Source organism: Lactobacillus sp. B4007, assembly GCF_026535895.1.
Lineage (GTDB): Bacteria > Bacillota > Bacilli > Lactobacillales > Lactobacillaceae > Lactobacillus > Lactobacillus panisapium.
On record NZ_JAFNPA010000001.1, the window covers coordinates 569296 to 585794 of the forward strand.

Below are 16499 nucleotides of genomic sequence, written 5' to 3' on the forward strand. Positions count from 1 at the left end.
GAAACATGCTTCCATAATAATTGTTTTTTGTTTGCCAAAAATTTTTGAATAAAAGTTATGTTTCTTTTTTTAGCTAGTTGACAGATTGGTATATGCCAATTTATAATTAGCATTAAGATATTTTGGAGGCATAATTATGAAAATCATCGTTACAGATAGTAAAGAAAATGGCAGCACTGAAGGTTTCAAGCTTTTTGAAAAAAGCATTAACAATGGTGCTAAGGTAATCGGCTTAGCAACTGGCTCTACCCCAGTAGGTCTATATCAAGAATGGACTGAAAGTGATCTTGATAACTCTGATTTGATCAGTATTAACCTTGACGAATATGTTGGCTTAACTTCTGACAATGATCAAAGCTATCATTACTTCATGCAAAAAAACTTGTTTGCAAAGAAGCCTTTTAAAAAGTCATACATTCCTGATGGAATAAAAGCAATTAATGATCCACAAGGTGCATCTGATGATTACAACCAAATTATCGCTGAAAATCCAATCGACATTCAGCTTCTAGGTTTAGGTCAAAACGGTCATATTGCTTTTAACGAACCAGGAACACCTTTTGATTCGGTAACTCATGAAGTTAAATTGACTGAAAATACCATTCAAGCCAATTCACGTTTCTTCAGTAAGATTGAAGATGTGCCAAAATCTGCAATTTGTATGGGTATTGCAAATATCATGGCAGCAAAAGAGATTGTCATTATGGCCTTTGGTGAAAACAAAGCGGATGCTGTTAAGAAGATGGTTGAAGGCCCTGTAACCGAAGATGTACCTGCTTCAATTTTGCAAAAACATGATAATGTAACACTTATTGTTGATAATGCTGCTGCAAGTAAGCTTAGTGCTAGTGCAAAGAATTAAATAATAAAATAACAAAGATAGAAAAAAGATGCATTCATGCATCTTTTTTTGTGTCCTAAAACAGTAAATCCTAAGCAGATATAAATTGGTGCATATCGCTAGGCTAACAAAATAATCCGTATTATGATTAAGTTGAATCATGAGAGGATGGTGATAAGTTGAAGCGAAGTAAAAAGTGGTTACTGGTAGTGTTAATGATTTTATTATTACCCTTGCCAATTTACTTTCTATGGGAAACTAGTGGTTTTTGGCAAAAGTATTTAAAGATTAAACTACCCAGTATGGGGACACTAAATCCAGTACTAGAATGGTATTTAATCGTTGTCAGCGCTGTTGTCCTTTTAGTTTTAATTATTAGTTTATTAGTTGTCCTATTTTGGCCTGTTCAAAGGTACTTTATTTTGATTCACAAGCATGACGGACAAGTCAAAGTTACTAGCAAAGCAATTAATGGCTACGTCATGAATTCATTGGCAGATTTGCCTTTTATTAATAAAGTCAAGGTTGATTCAAAACTCACTAATCATAAGATCAACATCAAAATTAGTGGTAATCTTGGGCGCGGTGAAAATGTTAGTGCCCTTCTCGAAAATTACTTAGAAGAGTTAAAGAACAACCTTAACCGGTTATTGGGAATTGAACAGAAGCCAAAGATCAAAATCAAATTTGTTAATTATCAAAACCCCGATAAACCAGAGACGCGCGTTCAATAAAGGAGGCTGAAATGAACGAAATTTTACAAAAACACCTCCCAGAAATATGCGGTGCTGTAATCGGCTTGTTACTAGCATTTTGTTTTTTGGGACTAGGATTTTTTAAAACTATTTTTGTAGTCGTAATGTTAGTAGTTGGTTTTTTAGTCGGACACTATTGGCCCCTGCTGAAAAGTCTTGTAAGTAAACAATAATTGAAAGGAACTTAATATGGTACAAAATAATAATCAAAGTAGTGCAAACAACTCAAGCAGCTCAAAGCAAGAAATTAAGGGCGACTTAAAGTATGACGAAAAAGTCATTCAAAAGATTATTGGTATTGCCCTCTCCGATGTTAAAGGCTTATTGGATGTTAACGGCGGCTTTTTCTCAAACTTAGCTGACAAGATTGTTAACAACGATGATGTTACCAATGGTGTTAATGTTGAAGTTGGTAAAAAGCAAGTAGCAGTTGATATCGAAATTATTGCTGAATACGGTGTTGAAATTCCTAAACTTTATGATGAAATCAGACAAAAGATTTACGACAAGGTTAAGGAAATGACGGGCTTAGACACGGTTGAAGTTAATGTCACCGTTGTTGATATTAAGACTAAAGAAGAACACGAAAAAGATTCAGTCAGTCTGCAAGATCGGATTACCGGTGCAACACAAGATGCCAAGGATAAGATTGGCGAACAAAAAGATAAGGTTGAAGACAAAGTCGAAGATAAAAAAGAAGACCGCGTTAAATAATCACCCTTTAGCAGGATAAGTTTTAAAAAGTGAAGTAGTACACTTAAATGCTACGTCACTTTTTTGGTTTCACGTGAAACGAAGTACTTTTTATCAAAGCAAAATAGCACAAAAGCCGTCTAATTTAGCTGGATTTTTTATGTAGCAATAACTAAATCTACCGCCATTAACAACTAAGATAACCTCTTAAATTTTATACCAGTTATTGCATAAAAATATTGCCAGCTTATTACTGTTTAAAAACAAAATAATATACCAAAAATTGACGACTGTTTTTTTAGCACTGCTCAGTTACTTGGTTTCACGTGAAACAATAACTATTGATCTAAATATTGAAAAATATTTGGTTGTACTCAGTAAATTTTTTAACTATTTTATACAAAATCACTTGACTTTTTAGTGGCAATTTCAATTAACTTTTTACTTGTATGCCACTATATCTCGTATTAAACTAGATAAGAATCTATATATTGTATTTAAGAAAGAACGTGATTCAAGTTATTGTTTTAAGCGGGCCAATTGGAGCCGGTAAATCCAGTTTAACCAGTATTTTAGCCGAACATTTAGGTACTCAGGCCTTTTATGAGGGAGTTGATAATAATCCAGTTCTTCCTTTATATTACAAGGACATGAAGCGGTACACTTTTTTACTTAATATCTACTTGCTCAACCATCGGTTAGCTCAAATTAATCAGGCAGTCAGAGAAAAAAATAGCGTTTCCGATCGTTCAATTTATGAAGATGCACTCTTTTTCCAGATGAACGCTGAAAGTAAGGTTGCCGACCCTACTGAATTTAAAATTTATGACAGTCTGCTTGAAAATATGATGGAGGATACTCCTGGAAATCCAAGCAAAAAGCCTGACTTATTAATTTACATTCGCGTATCTTTAGACACAATGTTAAAACGCATTGAAAAACGTGGCCGTTCTTATGAGCAAATCAGTACTGATCCTAGTCTGAAAGATTACTACGCACGTTTGATTCGCTACTATGAACCATGGTATGAAAACTATGATGCATCTGCCAAAATAGCAATTGACGGTGATCGGTATGATTTCATCGGTAACGAAGACGCTAAAAAAGAAGTTTTGAACCAGATTGATAATAAATTGCGTGAAATCGGCAATTTGAAATAAAGAAGGAACGTGATGACAGTTATTGTTTTAAGTGGCCCAATTGGAGCCGGTAAATCCAGTCTAACCAGTATTTTAGCTAAATATTTAGGAACTAAGCCTTTCTATGAAAGTGTTGACGACAATCCTGTCTTGCCACTTTTTTATGCTGACCCTAAGAAATATGCATTTTTACTGCAAGTCTTTTTCCTAAATACACGCTTTCGTAGTATCAAAGATGCGCTAACCGATGATAACAATGTGCTTGATCGTTCCATCTATGAAGATGCACTCTTTTTCCAAATGAATGCAGACATTGGCCGCGCAACTACTGAAGAAGTTGACACCTATTATGAGCTTTTGAATAATATGATGAATGAGCTAAAGCATATGCCAAAGAAAAATCCTGACTTGCTTGTTCACATTAATGTTTCTTATGACACAATGCTCAAACGAATTCAAAAGCGTGGTCGACCGTACGAACAGCTCAGTTATGACGCAACGCTTGAAGATTATTACAAACGGCTCTTACGTTATTACAAGCCATGGTACGAAAACTATGACTACTCGCCAAAAATGGAAATAAATGGCGATGAACTTGACTTTATGACGGATGAGCACGCTCGCGAAGTTGTTTTAGAGCAAATTGTTGCTAAATTAAAGGAAATGGGCAAGTTGCCTGAATCATGGGATAAGTCAACGAAAATTGAAATTGATGCCTAAAGATCTAATCGCTTTTCTACTTAAAAGTTAGAGAAGCGATTTTTTTTGCCATTTTGCAATGATAGTGCTTAATTAAGCGATATCATTTAAAAAGTCTACAGTCATATGCTTTATCAGAAAAAAACTGTGGTATGCTTGTTCTATGTAACTTTTTCAGGTAATTTTAATTTCACCTAGAATTCAACTAACTCAGCTGAATTGTACGGCTGCTACAAAGGAGAACACAATGAACTATATTATCTCAATCATGCCTTCTCTATTTTCTGGCGCAAAAATGACGCTAATCCTCTTTATATGGACACTCGTTATCTCTATTCCTCTTGGCATCATTGTCAGCTTAGGCTTAGTCTCACACTTTAAACCATTACGCCTAGTTTTGAAATTTTATATATGGATTATGCGGGGAACGCCGCTGTTATTACAATTAATTTTTATTTTTTACGGTTTGCCAATTATTGGAATCATTTTTCAGAGATATAATGCTGCCCTTTTTGCATTTGTTTTAAACTATACCGCGTATTTTGCCGAAATTTTTCGGGGTGGTTTTCAATCTGTTCCAGCTGGGCAATATGAGAGTGCGCACGTATTGCAATTAACATACTGGCAGACTCTGCGACATATTATTATTCCGCAAGTAAGCAAAATTGTTATTCCGTCAATTGGTAACGAGGTAATTAATCTGGTAAAAGATACCTCATTAGTGTACGTTATCGGCTTAGGCGAACTGTTACGAGCTGGGAATGTGGCAACTGCACGTGATGTAACCCTTGTTCCATTGGTCTTAGTAGGCATAATTTACTTATTAATGACGGGAATTGCTTCATTTGTATTGAAAAAGATTGAACATAATTACTCTAAATGGAAATAGAGAAAAGGAACTATCATGCTTGAATTAAGAGATATTACCAAAAAATTTGGTTCCCGTGTCATCCTAAACAAATTAAACTTGACTATTCCTGACGGACAGATTTTAGCAATTGTTGGCCATTCCGGTGCAGGAAAAACAACCTTATTGCGCTGCTTAAGCGGTCTTGAAAAAATTGACTCCGGTCACTTCCTCTGGAATAAGCATGAATTTGATCCAGCCGTTCCTAACCAAAAGAGTCAAATTATTGGTGTCGTCTTTCAAAATTACGAATTATTTCCTAATTTGACCGTTAAAGACAACATTACTTTGGCACCTATATTAGTCCGCAAAGAAGACCGTAAATTAGCAGAGCAAAAAGCACAAAAATTGTTGGAGCAACTTGACCTGATTGGTAAAGATTCACTTTACCCCTACCAACTTTCAGGCGGTCAGCAACAACGGGTTGCTATTGCCCGCGCTCTTGCAATGGCTCCAAGGATTTTATGCTATGACGAACCAACATCTGCTCTAGACCCTGCTTTACGTACAAAAGTCGGCGAAATAATCCTTCAGTTAAAACAAGATCATGGTATGACTCAGATCATTGTTACTCATGACATGGATTTTGCCAATCAAGTTGCTGATCGTATTTTTACAGTCAAGGCTTTGGATAACGGAGAAGGCTATGAAAATGAAGACTAAACGCTTTCCAGCCCTCATAGTTTTAGTTTTAGCACTAGTAATGTTATCTGGGTGCAGTGGCATTTCTTTCAACAAACGAGCTAACACGACCGATAATTGGTCTCATATTAAGCAACGAGGCTATGTTATTGTCGGTGTTGACGATACATTTGTGCCAATGGATTTCCAACAAAAAAACGGTCGGTTAACGGGTTATGACGTCGATTTAGCAAATGCTGTCTTTAAGTTATACGGCTTAAAGGTCAGTTTTCAAACAATTGACTGGTCAATGAATACAACTGAGCTGCGCAACGGTACAATTGATTTAATTTGGAATGGTTTTAGTAAAACACCGGCAAGAAAGAAAAAAGTAAGGTTTAGCAAAACCTATTTATATAGTAGTCAAGTTTTAGTTGCACTACGCCGGAATAAAATCTTTAAGCCAGCTGATATGAAACAACAAACACTCGGAGTGCAATCCGGATCATCTGGTTACAACGATGTCATGAATTATCCCCGTGTTTTTATTAACAGAATTAAAGGACACGATCCAATTCTCTACGATTCCTTCACCAATGCCTTTATTGATCTAAATGCTGGTCGTATTCAAGGTCTATTAATAGATAGCACCTACGCAAATTATTATATTTCACACGAGAAAAAACCAGAATTATTTTCTGAAGTCGACAGTCCTTTCCCAAAAGAAGAATTTGCAGTTGGAATGCGGAAAAGCGATACAACTTTATGCCGAAAAGTCAATGCAGGTCTAGAAGAGCTCGCACGAAATGGTACTTTAGACCGAATCAACCATAAATGGTTTGGCAACAAAGCACAATCACCTTTATTAAAAGCCAAGTGATAACTATTCTAACTGATCAAGCACTTCTGCTATCCCATCATGATTGTTATCAGATGTTACATCAGTAAAATGACGTTTTAAGTCCGCAGGTGCGTTCCCCATTATGATTGGGTGACCAACAACTTTTAGCATTGGTTCATCATTATAATTATCGCCAAAAGCCCAGCAATTTTTTAAATCAACATTGAACTCCTCGGCTAGTATTTTAACGCCCTCACCTTTAGAAACGTCTTTAACCATTATTTCTAATAAATTAGGTGCAGATTTCACTATTACAAGCTCTGGATACTTACTGCTTAACTCCTTTTGTTCTTCAGTCAGCTGTTCAGGATTTCCTAGTAACAGCACTTTATGAACACCTTTAAGCTCTTGAATTTGCGTAATTGAGCTTGTTTTAGCTTTGACCTTCACGATTTGTTCTTCTTGCTTTATTAAATCACTATTATTTCCTGGGAAATAATGCCAATCATAGCCACTATATACACTCCACGTAGTTTGATTTTGCTTTTCTTCGACATAAGTGCAGATTTCTGCTGCCTGCTTTGCTGTCATATATTTTGAACATAATGGCCGTCCCATTTCGTCTAATACGAGTGCACCATTATAAGCAATCATTGGGCAAGTTTTCATAATTTGTCCCGCTGCTGTCATAATTGCTTGGGGCATTCTAGCCGATACCGGTATAAAAACATTGCCATTAATAATTTGTCGCCGGATTGCTTCTTTAGTTTTTGCAGTTACCTCTAATTTAGAATTGATTAATGTTCCATCAATATCTGAAAATAGCAGTTTTGCCATATTTTTTGCCTCTTTATAATTTAGCTGACTTAGTTACTTTAACTAATTTTACCGGTATTTGAATTACTGGGTCAATCTATGCCAAAGCTAAATTTGTTCGAAAATCTTTCCTATATTGTCATTTTCACTTACTATAATTCGCATTTGCAATTATCTACTCGCGTGCTACACTATAATAGTTGTTAGTTTATAATAAAAACACGAACATTATTTTTGTAGGAGAGATTAGATGAATTTTATCAAGAGCTATTTTCAGCTCGACAAATACAAGACTAGTGTCAAGGTGGAATTTCTAGCCGGTTTGACTACTTTTATCAGTATGTCATACATCTTATTTGTTAATCCTAGTGTCCTAGGAGCTAGTGGGATGGACAAAGGAGCAGTTTTCACTGCGACTGCGTTAGCAAGTGCATTGGGAACAGCCTTAATGGGAATAGTTGCCAATTATCCAATTGGTGAGGCTCCCGCTCTCGGAATCAATGCTTTCTTTGCCTATACAGTTTGTATCGGGATGCATGTTTCATGGGAAACAGCACTTGCAGCTGTTTTCGTTGCTTCAATCATCTTTATCCTGATTACGATGTTTAAATTAAGAGAAAAAATCATTAATGCTATCCCAGCAGATTTAAAATTTGCAATTTCTTCCGGAATTGGCCTCTTTATTGCTTTTTTGGGCATGCAAGACGGTGGCATTATTGTTGCTAATAAATCCACATTAGTTGGTCTAGGTTCTCTTCATGATTCTGCAGTTTGGATTACTATTTTTGGTCTGTTAGTAACAGTTATCCTGATGATTTTAAATGTTCCTGGTGCAATTTTCATCGGAATGGTATTAGCTGCTTTGTTTGGTGTAGCCACAGGGCAAATTGCTCTGCCAACCAAAATTATTTCAGTGGCACCAAGCATTGCGCCAACTTTTGGTCAAGCTGTCTTTCACGTTAAAGACATCAACTCACTTCAAATGTGGGTCGTAGTCTTAACCTTCTTGTTAGTTACCTTCTTTGATACTGCTGGTACATTAATTGGTTTGGCTCAACAAGCTGGTTTTATGAAAAATAATAAAATGCCACGTGTCGGCAAAGCTTTGGCATCTGATTCCACTGCAATGATGGCCGGTTCTGTTTTAGGAACTTCCCCCGTCGGTGCGTTCGTAGAATCAAGTGCCGGGATTGCCGTTGGTGGTCGAACAGGTTTAACGGCTGTCTTTGTCGCTATCTTCTTCTTAATTTCAATGATTTTTAGTCCGCTATTAGGTCTGTTTAATACGCATGTTACAGCTCCAGCACTAATTATCGTTGGCGTTTTAATGGCACAAAATACTGCCCACATTCACTGGGACAAGATGGAAATTGCCGTCCCTGCTTTCTTAATCTTAATCGGTATGCCATTAACTTACTCTATTTCAGATGGGCTAGCCTTAGGCTTAATTACCTATCCAATTTGTATGCTTGCAGCTAAAAGAGGTAAGGAAATTACCCCAATGATGTGGGTACTATTCGTAGTCTTCATTATTTTTCTGGCGGTCTTAAACTTCTAAATTTGAAATATGATAAAATAAATATGTTAATTTATTATATTTTGCAATAGATTGAAAGAAGCGTCATGAAGACATTAGAAAAAATAGATTACCGGAAATTTATCTTTCCGCTTTTGTTCGGACTGGTTTTCTGGTTCACAACACCAATACGACCAGCTGGTGTGACAGTGCAAGCTTGGCATATGCTAGCAATTTTCATTGCAACAATTGTTGGCTGTATTACATTGCCAATTGCAATCAGTGGGGTTACCTTAATCGGCTTCACATTAACCATCTGCCTTGGCTTAGTACCACTTGCAGATAAAGTAGTTAACGGCAAATTGGTTGAAAAAGGGGCTATTAACGCCTTCTCCAATACCTCTGCCTGGTTAATTGTAATGGCATTTATGATTTCAAGGGGAATCGTCAAAACCGGTTTGGGTCAAAGAATCGCTTTTTACTTCGTAAAGTGGTTTGGCCACAAGTCATTAGGCTTAGGCTATGCTATCGGAGCAATTGATTTAATCGTTTCGCCGGCAACTCCTTCTAATGGTGCCAGAGCCGGTGGTGTGGTTTATCCATTAATTGAGTCATTAGCAGAAACTTATGGCTCTAAACCTAACGATCCATCAAGAAGAAAAATGGGCGCGTATTTGATTTTTACTGAATTTCAAGTAAACGTCATCACTTCGTCCCTGTTTATGACTGCCTGCGCACCGAACTTAATTGCAGTTGCTTTAGCGGGTAAGGCTGGCGTAACACTAAGCTGGATGCCTTGGCTTACTGCAAGTATCGTTCCCGCAGCGATTTGTTTACTCGTAGTTCCTTATTTTGTTTACAAAATTTATCCTCCTGAGATTAAGGAAACACCTAATGCAAAGGAATGGGCTACTAGTAAACTTGCTGAGATGGGTAAGTTAACCTTGCCTGAGAAAATGATGGCTATTATCTTCGTAGTCACGTTAGCGCTATGGATGCTTTCAAGTACTTTAGGAATTGACGCAACTTTAATTGCCTTTATTTCTGTTGTTCTCTTATTGTTAACTGGCGTATTGACACCAAAAGATATTCTAAGTGAAACAGGAGCATGGAATATTTTAATTTGGCTGTCTATCTTAGTATTTATGGCAGAGAAACTAACTCAATTCGGCTTTATCGGTTGGATTTCGACTAGTATTTCTAGCAGCATGAAGGGCGTTAGTTGGTTAACAACTTTAATTATTTTGGCATTAGTACTGTTTTACACGCACTATTTATTTGCTAGTGCAACAGCTCACAACTCAGCAATGTTCTTGCCATTATTAACTGTTGCAATTGCTGCTGGTGCTCCAAAAGTAATGGCTGCACAATTCTTAGCATTATTCTCAGCAATTATGGGATCAACTACACATTACTCTAGTGCTGCTTCCTCTGTTTTAGCTTCTACCGGCTATGTTAAACAAAGTGAATGGTGGAAAATGAGTTTTATTTTCGGTATCTTTTATATTTTGGTCTATGGCATTATTGGCCTAGGCTGGATGAAAGTAATCGGAATGTGGTAAGTAAAAAAGCAAGTCTGAAAGGGCTTGCTTTTTTATTTCCCGGGAAATAGTAATTCAAACTGGACTGTGTGTGCTACACTAGTTTAGATAGTTCATTTATAATTAATTTTTTGGAGGAAAAATGACGACACTAGATAAAGTCTTTCATTTAAACGATGCTCATACCACTGTCAAACGTGAGTTAATTGCTGCATTAACCACTTTTGTCAGTCTCTCCTACATCCTTTTTGTTAACCCTAATATTTTACATGCAGCTGGCATTGACAAGGGGGCTGCCTTTACTGTCACGGCAGTTTCCATTGCAATTGGTTGTTTTATCATGGGCCTAGTTGCTAATTATCCTATTGCACTAGCTCCCACACTCGGAAGTGCAGCATTTTTTGCATATAATGTTTGTGGTGGCATGCATATCAATTGGCAAACTGCACTAGCTGCTGTTTTGGTAGCTTCAGTCCTATTTATTTTAATTACGATTTTAAAGCTACGTGAAAAAGTGGTCGATGCTATTCCGCAAGATTTAAAATATGCTATTTCAGCCGGTATCGGTCTCTTCATCGCCTTTATTGGTTTGCAAAACGGTAAATTAATTGTCAATAGCGACTCAAACCTCGTTACTTTAGGCAAATTTAACTCTCCTGCCGTTTGGATCACTCTTTTTGGTTTAACATTAACAGTTATTTTAATGGCAATGAATGTTCCCGGCTCAATTTTTATCGGGATGGTTGTTACGGCTATTTTTGGTATTGTTATTGGCCAAGTGGCGGTACCAAAAGCTATTGTTTCAGCAGCGCCAAGTATCGCACCTACATTTGGTCAAGCCGTCTTTCACTTGAAAGATATTAATACGCCGCAATTATTTATGGTAGTTCTAACCTTTTTATTAGTAACTTTCTTTGATACCGCTGGCACACTGATTGGTATGACCGAACAAGCTGGAATGGTCGATAAAAATGGTAAAATACCTCGTATTGGTAAAGCCTTTGTTTCTGACTCCCTAGCCATGGTTGAAGGAGCGGTTTTAGGTACTGCTCCCCTTGGAACCTCAGTGGAATCAAGTGCTGGGATTGCTATGGGCGGACGGACTGGTTTAACCGCAGTGTTTGTAGGTATTTTCTTTTTAATCAGTATGATTTTTAGTCCTTTACTTGCAGTGATTCCAACTACAGTTACCGCTCCCGCTTTAATTATTGTTGGTGTGTTAATGGCGGGCAATTTAAAGAAAATTAACTGGGACAAATTTGAAATTGCCTTTCCGGCATTTCTCACTGTAATTGGTATGCCTCTGACATACAGCATTTCTGATGGTTTGGCACTAGGAATGATTGCTTACCCAATTACAATGCTCGCTTCTAAACAAGCCAAAAAAGTCTCACCGATGATGTACGCATTATTTATCGTCTTTGTCATCTTCTTTTTAGTGACAAATATGTAATCTTTTATAAGCAAAAAATACCACTTCCAGCCAAGTGGTATTTTTTTATTTTGATAATTTGCTAGCAAACCTGTGGGTATACAAAAATTGGACCTAGGATTTTAAGACGTTTTGCAAGAAACCGAAATCTTTGTTATGTTATTATATAATAGCTTTGGCGTAAACAAAGGAGATGCAACAAATAGCCCACGATTTAAGCCTTTCGGACTATGATTATGTTAAATAAAAAACATAGAATTAAACAAGATTATAAAAAAGCACCGCATTCTAAAGTACATTTGCGCGTCATGTTGGCAATTGCTTTAGGACAATTTACCTGTGGCTTTTCACTTGGAATAACTGGAATGGCAATGAATAATGCCAGTAATTATATCGCAATCAGTGATTTATGGACTGGACTAATTGGTGCAGGTGGTTTAATTGGCTTATCAAGTAGTGCTTTTATTGGCCGTTTGTCCGATAAGATTGGGCGCTGTGAACTGTTAATGAGCAACATGTATGTGTTGGCAATTTTATCATTACTTCACCTCACAACTACTAATCTTACCTGGACCTTTCTTATTCGAATTGGCATTGGTTTAATGATGGCAATCGACTATACAGCCGGTAATGCCCTACTGACCGAATGGTTACCTAAAGGAGAAGACAGTAAAAGGCAGAGTCATCTCTTGATTTATTGGGTTCTTGGCTTTATTGCTTCATATCTTACTGGAACCCTCGTAAACGGTTTTGGAGCTCGTACTTGGCAGATCATTTTAGCAGCTGGAGCTGTTCCCGCTACTATTACTGCACTATTTCGGACAATTTTTCCCTTACCACCATCACCAGGTTGGCTTGCTAGTAAAGGTAAAATAAAAATTGCTAATCGAGTAATTGGTAAAATATTAGGACACAAATGGGGTATTTCCAGGCATTTTAAGCGTCCGAAGGAAAATGGTTCAAGTTCCTGGACTATTTTATTCAGTAAAAAATATCTACGAAGAACTATGGTTGGCGGAATCTTTTATGCCTGTCAGACTTTCGCTTTCTTTGGTATCAGTATATTTTTACCAATTTTGCTAAATGGCATGAACATAAGCAACCCACGTGTTTCAGGAAATTTATACAATATCAGTATGCTGCTAGGAATTTTTCTGGGAATCTTTCTTTTCGATCATCTCAGTCGACGCGCATTTTTAATTAGTAACTTTTTGCTATCAACATTTTTAATCGGCCTGCTAGCACTGCTGCCAAATGCGCCATCTTCATTTAAGCTTCTACTATTTTCAATTTTCTCAATTATTTTATCATCGGGTTTGGTTTTAGATTATCCATATCCAACCGAGTTGTTTGACGATAGTGTCCAGGCTAGTGGTGTGGGCACGTGCATTACTATTAGCCGCATTGGTGCTGCAGCTGGAACCTTCTTACTTCCAGTTTTGACCGATGTTGGCGGCGTCAATTTGGCAATGCTTGTTTGCGCCTGCGTATTATTCGCCGCCTTTCTTGTCTGCTTAATTTGGGCACCAGAAACTGCACCAAAATATTTAAAAAAGAACAAATAAAAAAAGCATGCTGCACTTGCTTTGATTGATATCGTTTTGAAATTGAAATCAACGCAATTAACAGCGTGCTTTTTTAGCCATCATACTTAATTCCTTGGAGTTGCCGCATTTGACTATAAACTCGGCCCCGTTGGTTTGAATCTAGTGCCAGGATCAATGAGTCTCCCGGCTTGATCACGGATTGGCCATTAGGAACGATATAATTACCATCATGATAGATTGCTTTAACCAAGGTATCTTCTGGCCACTTAACTTGGGCAATTGTTTTTTCAGCAAGTTGACTGTCCTCATAGACAGGAACAGTTAGTTGATCCTCCTTACCCGATTTTTGAATAGTAACAGATGCGCCTTGTTCGGCAATTTTTTGGGCTAATATTCCGTATATTGGCTTACCACCTAACAGTTCATCTGTAAGTAAAGCAATAAACGCAACGACTGCAAGCGGCATTAAGTGCAGAAGCGATCCTACCATTTCCGTAATCAGCATTATCGCTGTAAATGGTGCCCGAATTACCGCAGCAAAATAGCCAGCCATCGCAAAAATTATTAAGTTAATTACTAACTTGGCGGGCAAAAGATGAAGCTGAACCATCATTAGACCATAACAGGCACCAATTAAAGCACCCATGGTTAAGACGGGTAAAAAGATTCCACTTGGCAAGCCAGAGTCATATGAAATGATCGAAAATACTATTCTAATGACAAAATAAAGCACAAGTAGTTTTACCATCTGCCAATTATTAATTTTAATCATCTTTGGTAACGCCAAAATTAAGCGATTGCCTGGTCCAGTTATCAGTGGCCAAAAATAGGCAATTGGAATTAAAATTACTAGCGGAATAAGACCGTATAACCAGTTAGGCAGAATTTTGATTTTGGCATAAAATTCTTTTCCCTTAAATAAACCGGCTTTGTACAGATGCCCTAAGAGACCTAAGAGCAGTCCCAATACCAATAGGTGTCCGTATAATTGAACCGGAAAGGTATGCCGATAAACTAAAGATAATGCCGGTTTTTGACCAAAGAAATTCGATACAACATAATCCGAAACCAAGGCCCCAGCTAGTGCATTAAGTCCTACACGAGGTGAAAAGTTATGAAAAACTTCTTCTAATACAAATAAGGCTCCACTAAGTGGTGCACCAAATGCGGCTGCCAGTCCACTTGCGGCACCCGTTGATAGCAATACGCGCTCGTTTGTTTTAGCCTCTTTAGAGGCTTTTGCCATCCCTTGACCGATAGTTGACCCGATCTGAAGTGAAGGCCCCTCAGGCCCCAAAAATAGGCCCGTACTAATGACTAGAATGCCGCCAATCACTTTCCGCCACAAAATCGGCCACCAACTAAGTTGCAATTTACCTGCAAGCTGTAATTTTACTTCAGGAATCCCAGATCCCCCAACATGGGGATATTGCTTAACAAAATAGCCCGCAATTAAGCCAACTGCAGCTAAGCCAATAACAATTGGTATGAACCATAACCAACTTTGATGAGCCAGATGAAACAACATTAGCCATAAGCTAGACATTTGCTCTATTCCAAACCGGAAAAAGCCAACAACTATTCCACTGCAGAGGCCGACTAGCATTGCCTCTAGCAGCAGCTTAATCTGAATTCTATTATTTTTCATTTCGCACCCACTTTGAACTAGTTTCATCACAGCAAAAAACCAGTCAAAAACTAATTTTAACTGGTTTTTGTTTTGTTACACGTGTAACAGAATTATTTTTCTTCGTACCACTCAGTATGGTAAACACCATCTCGATCATTTCTGAAGTAAGTATGTGCGCCAAAGTAATCACGTTGACCTTGAATTAAATTAGCTGGCAGACTTGGATTAAAAATTGACTCCAAATAGTTAAGTGAGGCACTTAAAGTTGGTGTAGGAATCCCGGCCTTGGTTGCAAGCTCAAGCACTTTACGCAATGCTGGGGTATTCTTCTCCATCAAGTCCTTAAAGTAAGGATCTTGGAACATATTGTCAAGCTTCTTGCCATCAGCAAAAGCTTTTTCAATATCTTTTAACATCGATGAGCGAATAATGCAGCCAGCTTCCCAAGATTGAGCAATTGCAGGATAACGCAATTCCCAATGGTAAGCATCAGCAGCCATTTTTAATTGCTGGAAGCCCTGCGCATATGCAACAGCCTGGCTTAACTGCAATGCTTTTCCAAGGTTTTCGATTAAATCATCCGGAACTTCACCAGTCCAATTAATTTCTTTACCTTCACGCGTAGTAGCCGTTGACATAAACCGACTGATAACTGCTTCAGCTATTACACTAATTGGAACACCTAAATGAACTCCATCTTCTAGCATCCAGTTACCCGTACCCTTATATGAAGCAACGTTTAAAATATGATCAATTACATGATCTGGGGTCAAATCATCTTTTTGCTTCAATACTTCGGAGGTTATCTCACTAAGATAGGCCTTAACTATGCCTTGATTCCAGTCAGCAAAAATTGCGGACATTTCATCATTAGATTTTCCTGCTACTTTACGTAAGATATCGTAAACTTCGGAAAACTCTTGCATGATACCATACTCAATTCCGTTATGTACCATTTTAACGTAATGACCACTGCCTTCAGGACCAATGAAGCTGACACATGGCTGGCCATCATCATTTTTAGCAGCAATTGCTTCTAAAATAGGGGCAACTTCCTTGTAAGCTTCTTCATCACCGCCCGGCATCAATGCTGGACCATTTAAAGCTCCCTCTTCACCGCCTGAAACACCCATGCCAATAAAATGAATGCCATGCTCTTTCATTTCGTGAAAACGCCGATTAGTATCATGGAAGTTTGAATTTCCACCATCAAGTAAAATATCGCCTTTATCAAGTAATGGTAATAGCTTATGTAAAGTTTCATCAACTGGCTTGCCGGCCATAATTTGAATCAAAATCTTACGTGGTTTCTCTAGAGAATTGACAAATTCTTCCCAAGTATAAGTTGGTTTTAATTTATCATCCTGATATTTGGCAAAAGCATCGACTTCTTTTTTATCAATACTAAAGCCTGAAACGGAGAAGCCACTATTTCTAACATTTAAAGCAAGGTTCTTGCCCATTACGGATAAGCCAATGATTCCGAATTGTTGCATATTTAATCCTCCATCGTACAATTTC

General features: G+C 37.6%; 16 protein-coding genes. 13 read left to right on the plus strand and 3 right to left on the minus strand.

Features of this window, described 5'->3' with window-relative positions:
* The first annotated feature begins 136 nt into the window (after nucleotides 1–136).
* From J3U54_RS02715 to J3U54_RS02755, 9 genes are all read left to right on the plus strand, one after another.
* On the plus strand, nucleotides 137–862 hold the full coding sequence (locus J3U54_RS02715; RefSeq protein WP_103752608.1) for a glucosamine-6-phosphate deaminase: 726 nt from the start codon (nucleotides 137–139) through the stop codon (nucleotides 860–862).
* A gap of 158 nt (nucleotides 863–1020) precedes the next feature.
* Nucleotides 1021–1575 (plus strand): alkaline shock response membrane anchor protein AmaP, encoded by a 555-nt coding sequence (amaP, locus tag J3U54_RS02720; RefSeq protein ID WP_103752609.1) that lies wholly within the window; start codon nucleotides 1021–1023, stop codon nucleotides 1573–1575.
* A gap of 11 nt (nucleotides 1576–1586) precedes the next feature.
* Nucleotides 1587–1769, plus strand: coding sequence for a DUF2273 domain-containing protein (locus J3U54_RS02725; protein ID WP_103752610.1), 183 nt, complete (start codon nucleotides 1587–1589; stop codon nucleotides 1767–1769).
* Nucleotides 1770–1785: 16 nt separating this feature from the next.
* Nucleotides 1786–2310 (plus strand): Asp23/Gls24 family envelope stress response protein, encoded by a 525-nt coding sequence (locus J3U54_RS02730; protein WP_103752611.1) that lies wholly within the window; start codon nucleotides 1786–1788, stop codon nucleotides 2308–2310.
* Between the two features lie 488 nt (nucleotides 2311–2798).
* Nucleotides 2799–3449, plus strand: a complete 651-nt coding sequence (locus tag J3U54_RS02735) for a deoxynucleoside kinase (protein ID WP_103752612.1) — start codon at nucleotides 2799–2801, stop codon at nucleotides 3447–3449.
* A gap of 12 nt (nucleotides 3450–3461) precedes the next feature.
* Entirely contained in the window at nucleotides 3462–4148 is a 687-nt protein-coding gene (locus J3U54_RS02740) for a deoxynucleoside kinase (protein ID WP_103752613.1), read from the plus strand.
* Between the two features lie 226 nt (nucleotides 4149–4374).
* Nucleotides 4375–5016 (plus strand): amino acid ABC transporter permease, encoded by a 642-nt coding sequence (locus J3U54_RS02745; protein ID WP_103752614.1) that lies wholly within the window; start codon nucleotides 4375–4377, stop codon nucleotides 5014–5016.
* 15 nt (nucleotides 5017–5031) lie between these two features.
* Nucleotides 5032–5697, plus strand: a complete 666-nt coding sequence (locus tag J3U54_RS02750; protein ID WP_103752615.1) for an amino acid ABC transporter ATP-binding protein — start codon at nucleotides 5032–5034, stop codon at nucleotides 5695–5697.
* Nucleotides 5687–6535 (plus strand): amino acid ABC transporter substrate-binding protein, encoded by an 849-nt coding sequence (locus tag J3U54_RS02755; protein ID WP_103752616.1) that lies wholly within the window; start codon nucleotides 5687–5689, stop codon nucleotides 6533–6535. The genes J3U54_RS02750 and J3U54_RS02755 overlap by 11 nt, the downstream gene beginning before the upstream one ends.
* Nucleotides 6536–6538: 3 nt before the next feature.
* On the opposite strand, the gene J3U54_RS02760 is transcribed toward J3U54_RS02755, so the two are convergent.
* Complete coding sequence (locus J3U54_RS02760; RefSeq protein WP_103752617.1) at nucleotides 6539–7333, minus strand: Cof-type HAD-IIB family hydrolase; 795 nt, start codon at nucleotides 7331–7333, stop codon at nucleotides 6539–6541.
* Nucleotides 7334–7562: 229 nt separating this feature from the next.
* Here J3U54_RS02760 and J3U54_RS02765 point away from each other — a divergent pair, with 229 nt between their 5' ends.
* From J3U54_RS02765 to J3U54_RS02780, 4 genes are all read left to right on the plus strand, one after another.
* Complete coding sequence (locus tag J3U54_RS02765) at nucleotides 7563–8870, plus strand: NCS2 family permease (protein WP_103752618.1); 1308 nt, start codon at nucleotides 7563–7565, stop codon at nucleotides 8868–8870.
* Nucleotides 8871–8935: 65 nt separating this feature from the next.
* Nucleotides 8936–10390: a DASS family sodium-coupled anion symporter gene (locus J3U54_RS02770; RefSeq protein ID WP_103752619.1), complete on the plus strand. Its 1455-nt coding sequence runs from the start codon at nucleotides 8936–8938 to the stop codon at nucleotides 10388–10390.
* A gap of 121 nt (nucleotides 10391–10511) precedes the next feature.
* Nucleotides 10512–11822: an NCS2 family permease gene (locus J3U54_RS02775; protein ID WP_103752620.1), complete on the plus strand. Its 1311-nt coding sequence runs from the start codon at nucleotides 10512–10514 to the stop codon at nucleotides 11820–11822.
* 209 nt (nucleotides 11823–12031) lie between these two features.
* Nucleotides 12032–13366 carry an MFS transporter gene (locus J3U54_RS02780; RefSeq protein ID WP_267384981.1) on the plus strand — a complete coding sequence of 445 codons (1335 nt, stop codon included), beginning with the start codon at nucleotides 12032–12034 and terminating at the stop codon, nucleotides 13364–13366.
* 73 nt (nucleotides 13367–13439) lie between these two features.
* Here J3U54_RS02780 and J3U54_RS02785 read toward each other — a convergent pair whose 3' ends face one another.
* Both J3U54_RS02785 and gndA read right to left on the minus strand, forming a co-directional pair.
* Entirely contained in the window at nucleotides 13440–14996 is a 1557-nt protein-coding gene (locus J3U54_RS02785; RefSeq protein WP_103752622.1) for a ClC family H(+)/Cl(-) exchange transporter, read from the minus strand.
* A gap of 92 nt (nucleotides 14997–15088) precedes the next feature.
* Complete coding sequence (gene gndA, locus J3U54_RS02790; protein WP_103752623.1) at nucleotides 15089–16474, minus strand: NADP-dependent phosphogluconate dehydrogenase; 1386 nt, start codon at nucleotides 16472–16474, stop codon at nucleotides 15089–15091.
* Nucleotides 16475–16499: the final 25 nt, after the last annotated feature.

Coding starts and splice junctions, on each gene's coding strand:
- J3U54_RS02775 (WP_103752620.1), top strand. CDS start 10,512: ATGACGACACTAGATAAAGTCTTTCATTTAAACGATGCTCATACCACT.
- J3U54_RS02750 (WP_103752615.1), top strand. CDS start 5,032: ATGCTTGAATTAAGAGATATTACCAAAAAATTTGGTTCCCGTGTCATC.
- J3U54_RS02770 (WP_103752619.1), top strand. CDS start 8,936: ATGAAGACATTAGAAAAAATAGATTACCGGAAATTTATCTTTCCGCTT.
- J3U54_RS02740 (WP_103752613.1), top strand. CDS start 3,462: ATGACAGTTATTGTTTTAAGTGGCCCAATTGGAGCCGGTAAATCCAGT.
- gndA (WP_103752623.1), bottom strand. CDS start 16,474: ATGCAACAATTCGGAATCATTGGCTTATCCGTAATGGGCAAGAACCTT.
- J3U54_RS02780 (WP_267384981.1), top strand. CDS start 12,032: ATGATTATGTTAAATAAAAAACATAGAATTAAACAAGATTATAAAAAA.
- J3U54_RS02745 (WP_103752614.1), top strand. CDS start 4,375: ATGAACTATATTATCTCAATCATGCCTTCTCTATTTTCTGGCGCAAAA.
- J3U54_RS02730 (WP_103752611.1), top strand. CDS start 1,786: ATGGTACAAAATAATAATCAAAGTAGTGCAAACAACTCAAGCAGCTCA.
- J3U54_RS02785 (WP_103752622.1), bottom strand. CDS start 14,996: ATGAAAAATAATAGAATTCAGATTAAGCTGCTGCTAGAGGCAATGCTA.
- J3U54_RS02765 (WP_103752618.1), top strand. CDS start 7,563: ATGAATTTTATCAAGAGCTATTTTCAGCTCGACAAATACAAGACTAGT.
- J3U54_RS02760 (WP_103752617.1), bottom strand. CDS start 7,333: ATGGCAAAACTGCTATTTTCAGATATTGATGGAACATTAATCAATTCT.
- J3U54_RS02755 (WP_103752616.1), top strand. CDS start 5,687: ATGAAGACTAAACGCTTTCCAGCCCTCATAGTTTTAGTTTTAGCACTA.
- J3U54_RS02725 (WP_103752610.1), top strand. CDS start 1,587: ATGAACGAAATTTTACAAAAACACCTCCCAGAAATATGCGGTGCTGTA.
- J3U54_RS02715 (WP_103752608.1), top strand. CDS start 137: ATGAAAATCATCGTTACAGATAGTAAAGAAAATGGCAGCACTGAAGGT.